The 15,872-nt window shown below is 42.3% G+C and carries 19 protein-coding genes and 1 pseudogene; 5 read left to right on the top strand and 15 right to left on the bottom strand.

The genetic code is table 11. From position 1 onward, the window contains the following. The first annotated feature begins 32 nt into the window (after positions 1–32). Complete coding sequence (locus LC586_RS04545; RefSeq protein ID WP_229483326.1) at positions 33–1,184, top strand: amino acid ABC transporter permease; 1,152 nt, start codon at positions 33–35, stop codon at positions 1,182–1,184. Between the two features lie 120 nt (positions 1,185–1,304). Here LC586_RS04545 and LC586_RS04540 read toward each other — a convergent pair whose 3' ends face one another. Continuing rightward, positions 1,305–2,168 carry an Rpn family recombination-promoting nuclease/putative transposase gene (locus LC586_RS04540; RefSeq protein ID WP_229483325.1) on the bottom strand — a complete coding sequence of 288 codons (864 nt, stop codon included), beginning with the start codon at positions 2,166–2,168 and terminating at the stop codon, positions 1,305–1,307. A 286-nt stretch (positions 2,169–2,454) separates the two neighbouring features. Here LC586_RS04540 and LC586_RS04535 point away from each other — a divergent pair, with 286 nt between their 5' ends. Next, a complete protein-coding gene (locus LC586_RS04535; RefSeq protein WP_309143363.1) occupies positions 2,455–3,198 on the top strand; it encodes an amino acid ABC transporter ATP-binding protein in 744 nt (247 codons plus the stop codon). Positions 3,199–3,248: 50 nt separating this feature from the next. On the opposite strand, the gene LC586_RS04530 is transcribed toward LC586_RS04535, so the two are convergent. Next, the gene (locus LC586_RS04530) at positions 3,249–4,070 is read right to left on the bottom strand and encodes a methyltransferase domain-containing protein (protein WP_229483324.1); all 822 of its coding nucleotides are present in this window, start codon (positions 4,068–4,070) and stop codon (positions 3,249–3,251) included. A gap of 103 nt (positions 4,071–4,173) precedes the next feature. Here LC586_RS04530 and LC586_RS04525 point away from each other — a divergent pair, with 103 nt between their 5' ends. Then, positions 4,174–5,058, top strand: a complete 885-nt coding sequence (locus LC586_RS04525) for a LysR family transcriptional regulator (protein ID WP_229483322.1) — start codon at positions 4,174–4,176, stop codon at positions 5,056–5,058. Positions 5,059–5,202: 144 nt separating this feature from the next. Here the strand turns inward: LC586_RS04525 and LC586_RS04520 are convergent, their stop codons facing one another. From LC586_RS04520 to LC586_RS04460, 13 genes and pseudogenes are all read right to left on the bottom strand, one after another. Next, positions 5,203–5,466, bottom strand: a complete 264-nt coding sequence (locus LC586_RS04520) for a Txe/YoeB family addiction module toxin (RefSeq protein WP_194042817.1) — start codon at positions 5,464–5,466, stop codon at positions 5,203–5,205. Beyond that, complete coding sequence (locus LC586_RS04515) at positions 5,447–5,698, bottom strand: hypothetical protein (protein ID WP_229483320.1); 252 nt, start codon at positions 5,696–5,698, stop codon at positions 5,447–5,449. Before LC586_RS04515 ends, LC586_RS04520 begins: the two co-directional genes overlap by 20 nt. Positions 5,699–5,719: 21 nt before the next feature. Next, a complete protein-coding gene (locus tag LC586_RS04510; RefSeq protein ID WP_229483318.1) occupies positions 5,720–5,872 on the bottom strand; it encodes a hypothetical protein in 153 nt (50 codons plus the stop codon). Between the two features lie 238 nt (positions 5,873–6,110). Further along, positions 6,111–6,248, bottom strand: a pseudogene (locus LC586_RS04505) (AbrB/MazE/SpoVT family DNA-binding domain-containing protein); the annotation flags it as partial. Between the two features lie 22 nt (positions 6,249–6,270). Next, positions 6,271–6,564 (bottom strand): DUF2442 domain-containing protein, encoded by a 294-nt coding sequence (locus LC586_RS04500; RefSeq protein ID WP_229483314.1) that lies wholly within the window; start codon positions 6,562–6,564, stop codon positions 6,271–6,273. 3 nt (positions 6,565–6,567) lie between these two features. Further along, a complete protein-coding gene (locus tag LC586_RS04495; RefSeq protein WP_229483313.1) occupies positions 6,568–6,828 on the bottom strand; it encodes a DUF4160 domain-containing protein in 261 nt (86 codons plus the stop codon). Positions 6,829–6,982: 154 nt separating this feature from the next. Next, a complete protein-coding gene (locus LC586_RS04490; protein WP_229483311.1) occupies positions 6,983–8,386 on the bottom strand; it encodes a ferredoxin:protochlorophyllide reductase (ATP-dependent) subunit N in 1,404 nt (467 codons plus the stop codon). A 192-nt stretch (positions 8,387–8,578) separates the two neighbouring features. Continuing rightward, on the bottom strand, positions 8,579–9,364 hold the full coding sequence (locus LC586_RS04485; RefSeq protein ID WP_229483310.1) for a DUF5331 domain-containing protein: 786 nt from the start codon (positions 9,362–9,364) through the stop codon (positions 8,579–8,581). Between the two features lie 32 nt (positions 9,365–9,396). Continuing rightward, the gene (gene bchL / locus LC586_RS04480) at positions 9,397–10,263 is read right to left on the bottom strand and encodes a ferredoxin:protochlorophyllide reductase (ATP-dependent) iron-sulfur ATP-binding protein (RefSeq protein WP_012410753.1); all 867 of its coding nucleotides are present in this window, start codon (positions 10,261–10,263) and stop codon (positions 9,397–9,399) included. 625 nt (positions 10,264–10,888) lie between these two features. Continuing rightward, positions 10,889–11,143 (bottom strand): TIGR02450 family Trp-rich protein, encoded by a 255-nt coding sequence (locus LC586_RS04475; RefSeq protein ID WP_229483309.1) that lies wholly within the window; start codon positions 11,141–11,143, stop codon positions 10,889–10,891. Between the two features lie 178 nt (positions 11,144–11,321). Next, positions 11,322–11,696 (bottom strand): hypothetical protein, encoded by a 375-nt coding sequence (locus LC586_RS04470; RefSeq protein WP_229483308.1) that lies wholly within the window; start codon positions 11,694–11,696, stop codon positions 11,322–11,324. Positions 11,697–11,805: 109 nt separating this feature from the next. Beyond that, positions 11,806–12,120: a helix-turn-helix domain-containing protein gene (locus LC586_RS04465; RefSeq protein ID WP_229483307.1), complete on the bottom strand. Its 315-nt coding sequence runs from the start codon at positions 12,118–12,120 to the stop codon at positions 11,806–11,808. 120 nt (positions 12,121–12,240) lie between these two features. After that, positions 12,241–12,387: a hypothetical protein gene (locus LC586_RS04460; protein ID WP_229483306.1), complete on the bottom strand. Its 147-nt coding sequence runs from the start codon at positions 12,385–12,387 to the stop codon at positions 12,241–12,243. A 184-nt stretch (positions 12,388–12,571) separates the two neighbouring features. On the opposite strand from LC586_RS04460, the gene LC586_RS04455 reads away from it, so the two are divergent. Next, positions 12,572–13,003, top strand: a complete 432-nt coding sequence (locus LC586_RS04455) for a hypothetical protein (protein WP_229483305.1) — start codon at positions 12,572–12,574, stop codon at positions 13,001–13,003. 170 nt (positions 13,004–13,173) lie between these two features. Beyond that, on the top strand, positions 13,174–15,792 hold the full coding sequence (gene clpB, locus LC586_RS04450; RefSeq protein WP_229483304.1) for an ATP-dependent chaperone ClpB: 2,619 nt from the start codon (positions 13,174–13,176) through the stop codon (positions 15,790–15,792). Positions 15,793–15,872: the final 80 nt, after the last annotated feature.

Raw genomic sequence — 15,872 nt, 5'->3', positions numbered from 1 at the left:
ACCAATGACTAATGACCAATGACTAATGACAAATGACCAATGAAAAATTAACTTGGCTACGTAAAAACCTGTTCAGTACTTGGTACAACAGCTTGTTAACTGTTGTCTGTTTAGTGTTACTGTTTTGGATACTGCGAGGAGTTATAACTTGGGCAACTACTCAAGCACAATGGGCGGTAATTCAGGTCAATTTACGTTTATTTTTAGTTGGTAGATTTCCGCAAACGCTATATTGGCGAACTTGGATTGTGCTGGCGATCGCTTCGACTTTAGGCGCTATAACTGCGGGTGTATTCTTTGGTAAGCAACAGTTAATAAAGCGTGGAATTGCTTTGTTTGCTTTCATCATCGGCGTTTTGTTAGTTGTTTTACCACTAGATTTTACATACCGCCTTTGGTTACTGTTAATTGCAGTTTTACTATTTGTAGGTTTTTGGCTTGGAGGAAACTTTACTAAAGTACTAACTCCTTGGCTCTCCCTACTATGGTTACTGTCTTTCCCCGTTATTCTCTGGCTAATTGGCGGTGGATTTGGATTGCAGCCTGTATCTACAAATTTATGGAACGGTTTGCTACTTACCCTACTAATGGCAGCAGTCAGTATTGTGCTTTCCTTTCCCATTGGAGTTTTACTTGCTTTAGGGCGTACAAGCAAATTGCCCGTAGTACGTTGGTTTTCCATCCTGTACATTGAAATTGTCAGGGGAGTACCACTGATTGGGATTTTGTTCCTCGCTCAGGTAATGCTTCCCTTATTTTTATCAGCAGATGTGCGTCTAGATCGGGTATTGCGAGCAATTGCTGGATTAGTTTTATTTAGTGCTGCATACATGGCAGAAAACGTGCGCGGTGGACTCCAATCAGTTTCTCGCGGGCAAATTGAAGCAGCGAAAGCGCTAGGATTAAATACAGCCTTGGTGGTTTTGTTAATCGTCTTACCTCAAGCATTGCGTAACGTTATTCCTGCGATCGTTGGACAGTTTATCGGCTTATTTAAAGATACTTCACTATTATCTTTAGTGGGATTGGTGGAACTCACAGGTATTGCGCGTTCCATATTAGCCCAACCACAGTTTCTCGGACGCTATGCAGAAGTTTATCTATTTATTGGGTTTATTTACTGGGTATTTTGTTACTCAATGTCGTTAGCTTCTCGACGGTTAGAGAGACAGTTAAATCAGTAGTTGGGAGATTTAAAAAATAAATTACCTAAGAAGAACTCAGGAGCCATACTTTAGAATGATTCTAGTATTATGACTCCTTTTAATCTTTTAACTTTTGCCTTGTTTGGTCAGTTGTGTAATTTATTGTGCATCTAACCAAGCTTGTAAATCCGCCAAGCTAGTAAAATCCAACAGAGCAACACTTAGATTCTCAAGGACTGTTAAGGGTAAATGAGAAATCGTTGCTTGCATTTCTTCAGACAGTTCTTGCCCAAGACGCTTAGTTAAGAGTCGAACAATCAATTTAACAGTTGCTTCTTGTTCTCCTTCCTGTCGTCCTTCTTGTCGTCCTTCTTCCTTAATTTCTCGATAAACTCTCGTTTGCTCTAAAGTTATCCCTAACATGATTTCCACCTCGGCTCTGCTTAATTGCTCAAATTTGTACACCATTATGGTCGTTACCAATTCTATTATGGCGCGACTTGATACTTCGGGTACTTCTTGATATGTTCTGCTCAACAAATACCTAGCTTCTTCTGGTGCTTGGTCTTCTTCTATCGTAGTCAGTACCATGAGTGCTAAACCCAAAGGTAATTCACGAATATCTCCTAACTCGTCCAAGTAAACGCGATATAATTGTTCGCTATTAAGGAATGCGCGGTAGGGATAGCTATTACTTTGTTCGGTACTGCGGGATGGGTAGATTACCACCGCTTGCCAATCACTGTATCTCATACGGTTGCGATAGAAATACAATAACGACTCGGCAAATAGCCTTTCGTAGAGCATTTCATCTCTCTGAAATTGAACTTCGCTGAAATATACAACCCCGGCATCAGCAGTATCAGGTGGAAGAAACACACCATCAATTTCAAATTTTGGTTCCTTGACAGCTACGGAATCAAAACGATAATTATCAGCATTGGCTGGGGGATTTGTCAACAATTCAAATAATAGGCTTGGGGATTGTTGAAATAGTTTGTAGAAAATTGAGTCTCGGCGCATGTAGGGGTTGCGAAAAATTTATTTGAACTCATAATATATCTTCAGAGGGCTTATACCACAAATTTTATTTATGACTGGTTTTGTGATGTGGTGGTATTATTCCCTGGCAAAATCTTAGATAGACGATCGCGCTGTAAAATCTGATTAATTAAGGTTATTATTGATAAGCGATCGCTATGGTAAAAATTTCTTATCGCTATCGAAAATCAGCAATTACTTGATAGTCATTCCATCAGCTTATCGATAGGTATCGCTAATTTACTAAAAAATTCGGAGTTGCAAATCCGTGACAAGAAAACAAGCACCGATAATTATTGCTGAAGATGTTCACAAGTGGTATGGAAAGTTCCATGCTCTTCAGGGTGTGAGCTTGACAGTCAATCGTGGAGAAGTAGTAGTATTGATGGGGCCGTCTGGTTCAGGTAAATCTACCTTTATCCGCACATTTAACGCTCTAGAAGAATACCAAAAGGGAAAAATTGAAATTGACGGCATTACCCTTAGCCATGACTTGCGAAATATTGAAACGATTCGCCGAGAAGTGGGAATGGTATTTCAGCAATTTAATTTATTTCCTCATCTTACAGTATTGCAAAATATCTCTTTAGCACCAATTTGGGTACGGCGATCGCAAAAGGCAAAAGCTGAAGAATTGGCAATGCAACTATTAGAAAGAGTGGGAATTTTAGAACAGGCGCAAAAATATCCAGGACAGTTATCTGGTGGACAACAGCAACGAGTAGCGATCGCTCGTGCTTTAGCCATGCAACCCAAAATTATGCTGTTTGACGAACCCACCTCAGCCTTAGATCCAGAAATGGTACGAGAAGTTTTAGATGTAATGCGAGGTCTTGCCCGTGATGGGATGACAATGGTAGTCGTCACCCACGAAGTTGGATTCGCCCGCGAAGTTGCCGACCGAGTTATTCTCATGGATAGCGGTACTCTCATCGAGTCAGCCACCCCTGACAACTTTTTCAGCAACCCCAAAGAAGAAAGAACACGCAAGTTTTTGTCACAAATTCTCTAAAACCTCTGCGCTACTTTGCGCTTAACTTTGCGCCCCTCTGCGTTTCACTCCTAACCCTTTTGTCCCACAACTTCACACCAAGCTTGAGCAAAAAATCCATCTGGGTGCTGACTCCATTCCCGCAAACCATTACTCATTGCTATAAGCGTAGGCGTAGCCCGCCGCAGGCATCGCTCATCAGTCCCAGTCCAACCTTTCTCTACAGCTCCATCCACCTTTGCAGAAGCCTCAATTCGCAGCGCCAAATATTCTGTAGCTTCACTCAGCGGCTCATAACATTGATAAGAAGCCGAAGCTTTGATATTAGTAAACCCACTTTGGCGTACCAGAGCGCGTAACTCTCTACCTACGTCAGGATTACCAGAATTCCGTTGCTGGAGCCACTTGTAATAAGAAAATGCTTTTTCCAGTTCTGGTGTAGACGGTGCAATCAAAAACCCGCCCCAGTCAGGACTACGAAGCCCAACAATTCCCCCCGGTTTCAAAACTCGCCACAATTCCCGTAACGCCTGCACTGGTTCTTTAAGATGTTCAAATAGTGCATGAGAGAAGATTGCATCAAATGAGTTATCTGGGAAGGGTAAAGCATAAATATTCGCCTCCAGAAAATTAGCATTACTAACACCTTGGGTAAAAGCAGCCTCAGCAGCTATCTGGATTTGAGAAGCTTCGCGATCGATACCCGTAAGCATACCAGGGAAAATTGCTTTTGCTAAACCCAAAGTGATCGTCCCAGGCCCGCAACCACAATCTAACAATTTCATCCCTGGACGTAAATAAGGCTTGAAAAACGCACCATGAGTATCTAAGCTGCGTTTTGCCATGAAATTCGTCGCATTACTTGAATAGCCTGGAGTATACTTTTCCTGCATTGCTCTGATTCCCTGCGATATTTGTATGAGTATCATAAGCAGGTACTTTTCAGATGTCCAATATATATTTAAATAAAATTGAAACTTATAAAATATCAAAAAAATGGAACTGCGACACCTGCGCTACTTTATTGCTGTCGCTGAAGAACTGCACTTCAGTAGAGCCGCCGAGCGATTGCACATTGCTCAACCGCCCTTAAGCCAGCAAATTCAGCAACTAGAGGCGCAATTGGGGGTAGAACTGTTTCACCGTAAAACCAAGCGACAGGTGCAGTTAACGGAAGCTGGACAAGTATTTTTGCAAGAAGCTTATCAACTTTTAGCTCAACTGTCCAAGGCAATTGAACTAACCCAACGGACGGGAAGAGGTGAGAAAGGACAACTACAAATTGGGTTTACCAGTTTGGTAACTTACGATTTGCTTCCTTTAATTTTGCGACGGTTTCGAGAACAGTTTCCAGAAGTAGAGTTGATTTTGCAGGAATTAACCACAACTCAACAAGAGCAAGCGCTACAAGAACGTCGCATCCATGTAGGCTTTGCCCATCCACCGTTAGAAGACAACACACTCAATCAAGAGTGCATTCAGCGAGAAGCTTTAATTGTGGCTATGTTAGAAACTCATCCCTTAGCTGAACAAGAAAAGATTTCAGTGCGATCGCTAGTAAACGAAAACTTTATCATGTTCCCTCGCCATTTGGGCCCCGGACTTTACGACCAAATCGTAAGTCTTTGTCAGCAAGGAAATTTCAGCCCGAAAGTGACTCAAGAAGCGATTCAGATGCAGACAATTATCGGATTGGTTTCAGCAGGAATGGGGATTGCGATCGCACCATCTTCATTGCAAAATCTTCAGAGGTCTGGTGTAGTTTATCGCGCTTTCGAGGAGAAAACACCATTAGTAGAAACGGCTGTCGTATGGCAACAAGAGGATATGACACCTGTACTAAGGGAATTTCTGCAAGTTGTCAGGAGTATCTGTAGTTAACTAATTAGCTGTCTCCACGCCACGTAAAAATAATTTGTTCATCAGCTTGCCTTTAACTTATGATTGTATCTACGATCGCTTTGCATCTTCTGGTTAAAAAGAGCGTTCATCTGAATTAAAACAATATCCCCGCCTCAATAAACTTTATTGCTCATAATGATATTTACAAGTCAAAATAATCAATAAATCTTCTTGCACTTTGTAAACTAATCTATGTTCATCTGTGATCCGCCTTGACCAGTAACCTTGTAATTCATATTTTAATGGTTCTGGCTTCCCTATTCCTGCAAAAGGATCTCTTTGTATATCTCTAATCAGTTCCAAGATTTTTTTGAATATTTTTTTGTCTTCTGTCGCCCACTGACCTAATTGTTCAAAAGCTTCTGGTTCAAAGGCAACTTTTTTCATATTCATCTAAATCAACATAAATCAGGTTTCTTTTTTCTACATTCTCCAAAGCTGTGAGTAGATGTTTCTTGTTAGTTTTTGATTTCAGAAGATAGGTAGTTTCATCTTCTTCAGTTGGTATTTCAACTAGCACGATGACTTCTACAAGAGTTCCTTCTGGTAATTCCGTTGCAGACAGTTCAATCTTGCCATCTTTTCCGACAATAGCTTTTTGTTTAATCCCACTAAGCATAATTCCTATTTACTCCCATCTTTACCACCATATTGTAACTGTATCTGACTTAGATGAAATTTGGGCGATCGCTCGGTTTTCTTTCTTGGCGTACTTGGCGTCTTCTCTGCGAGACACTGCGCGATCGCGGTTCGTTAAAAAAGAGTGATCGCTATTAGACAGAATAAAACTCAAATTGGGAATACTGAGTAAAGCGCAGGTATTTGCTGTGCAGAATCGAAGTGACTAGCTAGCAGACATCACGCTGTTGAAATTTTAGCAAATGAGAGAAAATTATGGAAACGGTTACAGCTTAGAATTACAAACTTCAATGTGAACTAAGTACAGCACCTCATTGATTCGTAGCCAATTAAATTTAGCAAGACTCTGCGCCCCTCTGCACTTACTCCGCGTCCCTTTGCGTTTAAAAACGCTACGATTCCTCTACACCTTGGCGAATCGCATTCTCCATATCCTCAAGAGTTTTAGCTTTTCCTAAATATTTTAAGCAACCTGCTACATCATCTAATTTAGTTACTAAAAAAAAATTACTAGGCTTTAATAAATCACCGACTTCTTGAGTTACTTCTGTTTTAACTCCAACTTTTTTCATATTCTTCCAGATTTCTATAGCTGGGAATAGATTGGTTAGTAACCACAGAATAAAGAACATCTGGGTCTAAATCTGCGCCATTATCCCAGTGAATTGTTCCCCATTCAGCGTTAATTTTAACAGTTTTAAAATAGTTTAAATCTTTTAAAGGTTCAAAAATTCCTGTAAATTCGATTAACTGGTTAACATCAACAATACCTTCTTTTCCGTCTTCAAACTTCAAATAGAGTTGATAGTTATCGTGAGGAATAACTTCTATAATGTCTTTAAGCATAATTCACTCTAATGGTTGAATTGTTTCTAAAGGATTATTTTGTCTTGCCAGTTGCCAGTTTTCTCTAAGTTCTGATTTGTGCATAGCTGCCCATTCAATTACTAAACCAAGAACTCTAGGAGTGAGTTGACCTTCTAAAATTGATAAGGTTTCTATATCAATAATTGCCTTTTGCTGATTGTAGCGGACATGGAAATGAGGGGGCGGATGGTCGTTATAGTACATAGTAATGATAATTCCTAAAAAACGACAAATTTCAGGCATCACATCACCTGCTCAATTATCCTGTCTATTCAGCCATACCCACCTGATTATAACTATTTTTAGTAGCTCTTCCTTTGCGCCTCTGTGAGACAAAAAAAGGCGAACCCAAAAAGTTCGCCTTTATTATATGCTGTTGCTAAATCCAAACCAAAATCTAAATCTTCGCTTCTTCTCTCACCAACTTATCCCAACCCAAATCTTTCAAATTATTATTCCGACGCAACGGACGAGTCACCAACTCTAACATGTCACGCGCATTCGTAAAGCCGTGAATTTGAGCAAAAGTGAACTCCACAGACCACTTTGTATTAATACCCCGTGCTTCCAACGGATTAGCGTGAGCCATACCAGTAATTACCAAATCTGGTTTCAACTCATAAATTCGCTGAAGTTGATTGTAATTATCCGGCTTCTCCACAATTCTTGGCAGGGGTGAATTCATTTCCTGGCAAGTTTTCTCCAACAATGCCAACTCAGCAGCTTGATAGCGCTTATCCATGTAGGGAATACCGATTTCGTGAACAGTCATCCCACAACGGATTAAGAATCTTGCTTGGGAGACTTCCAGTAAGTTATCACCCATGAAGAATACAGATTTACCGCGAATCAGTTTCACGTAATCTTCCAAGCCTGCCCAAATTTGTGCTTCCCGTTCATCCAAACCTTTAGGAGCAATACCGAACACCGAGCAGATTTTCTCAATCCAAGCGCGGGTGCCATCGGGGCCAATGGGGAAGGGTGCGCTAATGAGTTTACACTTGCGGCGGCGCATTAAGGTGGTAGCTGTGCGGCTGAGGAAGGGGTTGACACCAGCGACATAATACCCTTCTTCCAGTACTGGCAGTTCAGTGAAGCGCTTCGCGGGTAGCCAGCCGGAAACTTTGATGCCTTGTTTCTTCAGTTCCAAGGTTAACTGAGTAACCACGGGGTCGGGAAGGGAGCCAAAGAGAACCAGTGGTGGATGATCCACGTACTCAGATTCATCTTGGGCGACATCTTCTTTCTTTTTACCGAAGTTGAGCAATTTAGCGATCGCATTGCGTTCACTTTTCTCTGTTTCCGCTACCGGAGCCTTATCAGGGCAACGGTTAGCCATTGCTGCTAATACGGTGTCTTCCCCTTGAGTAAAGGCATAATCTAGACCATTTGCACGCGCTACAACGATGGGAATACCGATTTCGGATTCCAGTTTCGGTGCTAAACCTTCCAAATCTGTTTTGATAATTTCGGTAGTGCAAGTGCCAATCCAGACAATTACACTAGGATTGCGATCGCGTTTAATCTGCAAGCACAACCGCTTTAACTCTTCATAATCATTCAGCTGTGCCGAAATATCGCCTTCTTCCAACTCTGCCATTGCATAGCGGGGTTCAGCAAAAATCATCACCCCCATCGCATTTTGCAGGAAGTAGCCACAAGTTTTTGTCCCAATCACCAAAAAGAAGCTATCTTCAATTTTTTGGTATAACCAAGCCACGCAGCTAATTGGGCAAAAGGTATGGTAATTTCCAGTTTCACATTCAAAGCTTAAAGCTTCTGGTTGTTGAGCGACAGTCATTTTGGTTTTTTCTCCCCTTGATTTTTAAAGTTAGGAGTTAGGAGTGATGAGTTATGAATTTATGAATTATGAGTAATGAATTATGAGTTTTTATTACTAACTCTTAACTCTTAACTCCTCACTTTCTTTTAACTCTTAACTTTTAACTTTTCTTAACTCCTAACTCTTAACTCCTAACTCCTAACTTATTAATTAAGCGTTGGGGAAGAGACGGGCAATTTCTGATTCATCAAAAACGCCTGCTGGCAGTTCTTCCCCTAAAAAATTGTTACTTTCTTCAGCCTTTTGCAAAGCTGTTTCATCACCCCAGACATCTGACAACACGTCTTTAAACGCATTCTCATCTAGTGAACTATCTTCAAGCGCCTCGTCTTCATCCAGCTTTACTTCCATTACAGCTGTTGTATCGAAGGCAATTTCCCCAAACTCATCTGCTTCTAAAGTAGAGGTTTCGAGAGACTCTTCTTTTGAGTCGTGTCCGTTGGATAAGGAAATATCACCAAAGGCATCTTCGGTTTCCTCTAAATCACTGAGTTCTAGGCTTTGCTCCTCAGAATCCCCAATTGTGACTTCTTGAATTACCGCCACCGCCGCAAAGCTATTTGTATGAGAATGTGTCAATGTTTCATATTCAGGCTTTTCGTCAATGACAGCTGCTGCTTCTTCTACGAATCTCTCTACTTCTGGGTTGACGAAGCGATTACCAAGAGCGAAATCTGGGTCAAAATGCAAATCCAGCACTTCAATCAGGGTATCAGCATCAGGATTGAGTTTGGCAAAGGGCAACATTAACTGCGCTAGTTTTGGCTCTAGGGCGTTAACAACTCCCAGGATGAGGTAAGAAGGTGGTCGCTTCCCGCCATCAGGTGTGTACACCGATTCCACTTGCATGTGGAGCGTAATCCAGTCCCGATTGTTCTGGAAAAATTGCAACCATTTTTGCTTTAATGAGTCTGTAAAGCTGTCAAAGAATGCCATGTTATTGTCCCTCATCCTGAGAACTTGGTGATTTATACAATCATCAAGTCTAGTTCCTCTTCTGAATTAGGAACCTGGGGTTTTCCCGGATTTAGATAAAAATCGGATAACAAAGAGAACAACTCACGATCTGGTGTGTCGTTAGGTACAACACCTTCTGGACGCGCCAGAATTTGGTCAGCGATGTTGAGATAGTAGTCGCAAACGTAGTCTAGGGAAGGATCTTGCTCTGCCATTTCAAACAAAGTCTTACCTTTCACACGGGAAACACGGATATCTTCAATTAAAGGTAAAACTTCTAGAACTGGCATTGGCACTGCTTCTATATATTTTTCAATCAAGTCGCGCTTGGAGGTGCGGTTGCCAATTAACCCAGCTAGACGCAGTGGGTGAGTTCGTGCTTTTTCACGGACTGAAGCCGCAATCCGATTTGCTGCAAATAAAGCATCAAAGCCGTTATCTGTAACGATCAGGCAGTAATCAGCATAGTTGAGTGGTGCTGCAAAACCACCGCAAACTACGTCACCCAGAACGTCAAAGAGAATTACATCGTATTCATCAAAGGCGTTCAGTTCTTTAAGTAATTTTACGGTTTCACCGACTACGTATCCACCGCACCCAGCACCCGCAGGAGGCCCACCAGCTTCTACGCAATCCACACCGCCGTAGCCTTTATAAATTACATCTTCAGGCCAGACATCTTCGTAGTGATAGTCCTTTTCTTGGAGGGTGTCGATAATTGTGGGAATCAAAAACCCAGTCAGGGTAAAGGTACTGTCATGTTTGGGGTCGCAGCCAATTTGCAGCACTTTTTTGCCACGTTTAGCTAGGGCGACTGATATGTTACAGCTAGTTGTGGATTTACCGATACCACCTTTTCCGTAGACTGCTAGTTTCACTTTTATTTGCCTCTTATAGCTACTTGTCAAACTTGTGGCTCAAACATTTGCCTTCACCTGTCCTGAGATGGCGATGCGTGAGGTCTGTGAATGTCATTATTGGGCAAATTACCTAGAAAAGAAAGTGGCTCTTAATTTGGAAAACGGTCTTATGTGATGAATTAAGTCACAATTATATTTATTTGGGGTTTTATGAGGTTTAAAGACTTTATTAGCTCTAAAAACCATAAATAAAAAGTTTTTATTACTTATTTTTATAAAAAGAGTTACAAAATAAAAAAAGCTGAAATCGGCTTTTTTTAATGCTTTTCATAGAATTAGCTGATGGTCGGACAACGTGTTTTCAAGGCATTGGGGCACAGAGTCAAGGGTAAAGAGAGGTATATGCAGCCTTATGCTGGAAATACTACTGGAATTTGCGTTAGCGTAGCTCACCGTTCGCGTAGCGTCTCGTAGAGAAGGTATCGCAGATAAATTGCCAGTTTTCAGTCGATAGTCACAACCATTTAATTGCTGCTTGAGAGTAAGTTAGTCTGGTTTTGTAAAAAATTATTAAATTCCCAAATTTAGGAGGCGGCAGCCCTCTTGATGGGCATTCCCAGTCAGAGACTGGGAACGAGGCTAATTAGGACACCTCAGTTTCAAGTCCGTGGATTTCCTGTAATGTTTGCCAGCCAGCTTGCCACTGGGAGTTATCTTGTAATAATTTGGCATTTATCCAAAAACGGACTTGAGGATCACAAGCAGCAACCATTTCGGCGTAAACCCACTTAGCCTGATTTTTACGATTAACAACTTGGAAGTGCCGCCAGCCATCAACTTTTTGCTGTGCCGTCCACTTAGAACCAACTAGGTAAGGAAATTTTTGTTTTTTAGTCATTAGTCATTAGTCATTAGTCATTAGTCATTAGTCATTGGGCACTTGTACTGAGCGACTTGCCCTGAGCGCAGTCGTTCGCGTTAGCGTCTCCGACAGGAGAAGGGAGCCGAAGTATTGGGCATTGTTATTCTTCCCCTGCTCCCCCACTCCCCACTCCCCACTCCCCACTCCCCCTCTTTTAAGATGTCACCAAATCACCATTACGGGTAAACTTCTGACAATTCAACTCATTATCTTGCTGAACACATAGCGAAAACCATCTAATATGGCTCCAGCAGGTGTTGATGTTGTTAGTAATTTTGCGCTTTTTCTTGGAAAGTCGTTGCCTTACAACTTCATTAGGGCAAAGAATTTCTAACGTGCCTGTACCATCTTCGTAATCGACAATGCGAAATAGACAGTCTTGCAACATAGCACGGCTACTGCTGTCGAAGAACCGCTTAAATCGTTGTAGCTTTTCCCCTTCAGTCATTTGGCTGATGGGTTTTATTTTCAAGAAATCTTCATCCTCAAAATCAAAGTCATCATCTTCAAAGTCGTAGGGGTCAATCATTTTCAGCATCCACTAGGCGACCTGGGATTATGGTAACTCTGTGTGGAGGCAAGGTAGAAGAACTTTAATACGTCATGCTTGGTGTAGGTATTTAGATTTATGCTGAGGTTCAGCCAGCTTCGGCAATAAGCTTGCCAATTTCTTGAAGGGTTGCACCTGTTGCCAGCATCGCACGTATCAACAGTTCAATTGAAACTGAAGCATCACCATTCTCTGCCTTAGCAACACGCGGTTGACTTGAGTGAATTCTCTCGGCTAATTCAACTTGTGTCATTACTTTTTGTCGTCGTGCTTTTAAACTCCGGCTGAGTGCTAGTTTGATTCCAATCAGAGCATTTTCTTCTGGCGTTAGTTCCAAAAATTCTGAAACTGTGCCAACCTTCCAACCCCTTGCTTCTAGACGTTCCTTTTTAAGTTGATCCATGACTAATACTGTGTATCTATATCGTATTTACTCAATCGCTTTTTACAATTTTCAATCACTTGCTCAGGTGTTGTTCGCGTAGTTTTATTGAACACTTCGACAATCAAAATGGCATCGTCATCAATTCGATAAATGACTAAGGTAAGATGTTATAAGCTTTTGAGAGGCAAGGAGTATGACTTCAGCATCTAATGAAAAAGCAATGATCGCCCCCACAGAAAGAGGACTGACGATCGCAGGCACGCGCCAAACTTGAACCCCAGACATGATTTTTTTAGTTCCTCATAATCTTCAGGGACACGGGCTGCTGAATAAGATTTGATTACTTAACTATTATCAATCTTTTATAAGAACGGTATTTGGAATAGTTCAGATGCGATCGCCTCCGGTGAGTTCAAAGGTTGGGTCGCGTAGAGCTATAATTTGAGGCAAAGGATTCCAAACTGGAAGCATGACAACAGTCGCAATCTTGCCAATCTTTGATGCTGATGGTGAAAAAACTTATCGCGCCATTGCAGGGGATAAGCACTCTGTTGGCAAAACTGCGGGGCAAGCCCTAGATGCGTTAACTACTCAGTTGGGTGAAACGGAGTTCAGCGCACTGCTTGTCATTCAAAATTTTAGCCCTGACCCGTTTTTTAGCGCTAAACAACAAAAACGGTTATCGGAATTGATGAGTTTATGGCGATCAGCACGAGATCAGGGGCAAGCATTACCACCAGAGCAACAAGCAGAGTTGGATACTTTGGTTGAGGCTGAATTAAAAGCAGCAGCAGCCCGAACAGCTGCATTGATACAGCAAGAGAGTTTGGAAATCGGTATTACGCTGCGATCACACAACGAGCCAACCATCGTTGTGAGTAATGCCAAGCCCCTGAACTAATAGGAAATCGCAACTACGGGAAAATACGACTTTTACAAGACGTGAACACCGATCTAGGCGATCGCTCTGCTGTTCATACAATATCTATTGAGAACAGAAATTTTATTTACTTGGTGTTCTAGTGGTAGCCTGCAACAAGCCACTGCGCCTCTACGTTCCTGAAAAAGCCTATGCAACCTACTAATCCTAACCAATTTACAGAAAAAGCCTGGGAAGCGATCGCCCATACCCCGGATATTGTTAAACAATATCAACAACAGCAAATTGAAAGTGAACACCTGATGAAAGCGCTGCTAGAACAAGATGGTCTAGCAACTGGGATTCTCACTAAGGCGGGTGTTAACCTCCAAAAATTGCGCGATCGCACTGAACAATTTTTCCAACGTCAGCCGAAAGTATCCGGTAGCAGCAGTTCTGTCTACTTAGGACGCAGTTTAGATACACTTCTAGATCGGGCAGACGGATATCGCAAAGAGTTTCAAGACGAATATATTTCAATTGAACACTTATTGCTGGCTTACGCTAAAGATGACCGCTTTGGCAAAGCTTTATTCCAAGAGTTTGGTTTAGACGAAGGCAAGCTAAAAAATATTATTAAACAAGTTCGGGGGAGCCAAAAAGTGACCGACCAAAATCCAGAAGGCAAATACGAAGCACTGGAAAAGTACGGGCGTGACCTTACGGAAGCTGCACGTAAAGGTCAACTCGATCCAGTGATTGGGCGAGATGATGAGATTCGTCGCACTGTCCAAATTCTCTCTCGCCGCACCAAAAATAACCCTGTGCTAATTGGTGAACCAGGTGTTGGTAAAACTGCGATCGCCGAAGGGTTAGCACAGCGCATTATCGCAGGTGATGTACCCCAATCCCTCAAAGACCGCAAGCTAATTTCTTTAGATATGGGTGCTTTGATTGCAGGGGCAAAATTCCGGGGTGAATTTGAAGAACGCCTGAAAGCAGTATTAAAAGAAGTTACTGAATCTGGCGGCAATATTGTTTTATTTATTGATGAAATTCACACCGTTGTCGGCGCTGGTGCAACCCAAGGTGCGATGGATGCTGGTAACTTGTTAAAACCGATGTTGGCGCGGGGCGAATTGCGCTGTATTGGGGCGACAACCCTAGATGAATACCGCAAACATATCGAAAAAGATGCCGCACTAGAAAGACGCTTCCAACAGGTTTATGTTGATCAGCCCAGTGTAGAAGATAGTATTTCGATTTTGCGCGGGTTGAGAGAACGTTATGAAAACCACCACGGGGTGAAGATTTCTGATAGTGCTTTAGTTGCAGCAGCCGTATTGTCGAGTCGTTATATTAGCGATCGCTTCCTTCCTGATAAAGCCATTGACTTGGTAGACGAAGCCGCCGCTAGATTAAAAATGGAGATTACCTCCAAACCTGAAGAACTCGACGAAATTGATCGCAAGATTCTGCAATTGGAAATGGAGAAGCTTTCGCTGAAAAAGGAAAGTGATGCAGCTTCTCGTGAACGTCTAGAAAAATTGGAAAAAGAAATTGCTGATCTCAAAGAAGAACAAAGAACCCTGAATAGTCAATGGCAGTCTGAAAAAGATATCATTGACAAAATTCAGTCTGTTAAAAAAGAGATTGAACGGGTCAACTTAGAGATTCAGCAAGCAGAACGCGACTACGACCTTAACCGCGCTGCGGAGTTGAAATACGGCAATTTAACCAGTTTGCATCGCCAATTGGAAACAGTAGAATCTGAATTGGCAAACGCTCAAAGAAGTGGTAAATCACTATTACGGGAAGAAGTCACAGAAGCTGATATTGCCGAAATTATTTCTAAATGGACAGGAATTCCCATCAGCAAGTTAGTGGAATCTGAGAAAGAAAAACTGCTGCATTTAGAAGATGAACTGCACCGTCGGGTGGTTGGACAAGAAGAAGCAGTCACAGCTGTAGCCGATGCAATTCAGCGATCGCGGGCTGGACTGGCTGATCCCAATCGTCCCATTGCTAGCTTTATTTTCCTTGGGCCTACAGGTGTGGGTAAAACCGAGTTGGCGAAAGCGCTGGCGGCGTATATGTTCGATAGCGAAGATGCGCTGGTGCGAATCGATATGTCGGAGTATATGGAGAAACACGCCGTCTCTCGCTTAATCGGTGCGCCTCCAGGATACGTGGGTTATGAAGAAGGCGGACAACTTACAGAAGCGATTCGTCGCCGTCCTTACTCAGTGATTCTTTTCGACGAAATCGAGAAAGCACACCCCGATGTATTTAATATCTTCTTGCAAATTCTTGATGATGGTCGCGTCACGGATGCCCAAGGTCATAAGGTGGACTTCAAGAACGCTATTATCATCATGACCAGCAACATCGGTTCGCAGTATATTCTGGATGTCGCCGGAGATAACACCCACTACGACGAAATGCGCCGTCGAGTAATGGAAGCAATGCGGAATAGCTTCCGTCCAGAGTTCCTGAACCGGATTGACGAAATCATCATCTTCCACGGTTTAGATAAGAAAGAATTGCGGCATATTGTGCTATTGCAAGTGGAAAGATTGCGGCAAAGATTGAGCGATCGCAAAATATCCCTCAAACTCTCGGATACTGCCCTTGACTTTTTAGCAGAAGTAGGGTATGACCCCGTGTATGGGGCGCGTCCACTGAAGCGGGCGATTCAGCGAGAGTTAGAAACTCAAATTGCCAAAGCCATCTTGCGCGGTGAATTCACCGACGGCAACACCATCTTTGTAGATGTGCAAAATGAGCGTCTTTCTTTTAGTCGCTTACCTGCTGAGGTGTTTACCAGCTAATTCAAGATTATCTCACGCCAAAACGCCAAGTCCAGCAAGAGCGTCTTGGCGTTTTTTGTGAAACATTAGTAGGGTGTATA

The sequence above is a fragment of the Nostoc favosum CHAB5714 genome (assembly GCF_020829495.1).
GTDB lineage: Bacteria > Cyanobacteriota > Cyanobacteriia > Cyanobacteriales > Nostocaceae > Nostoc > Nostoc favosum.
The sequence above is the reverse complement of the archived record's forward strand: the minus strand, read 5'-3'. Positions and strand labels throughout refer to the sequence as shown.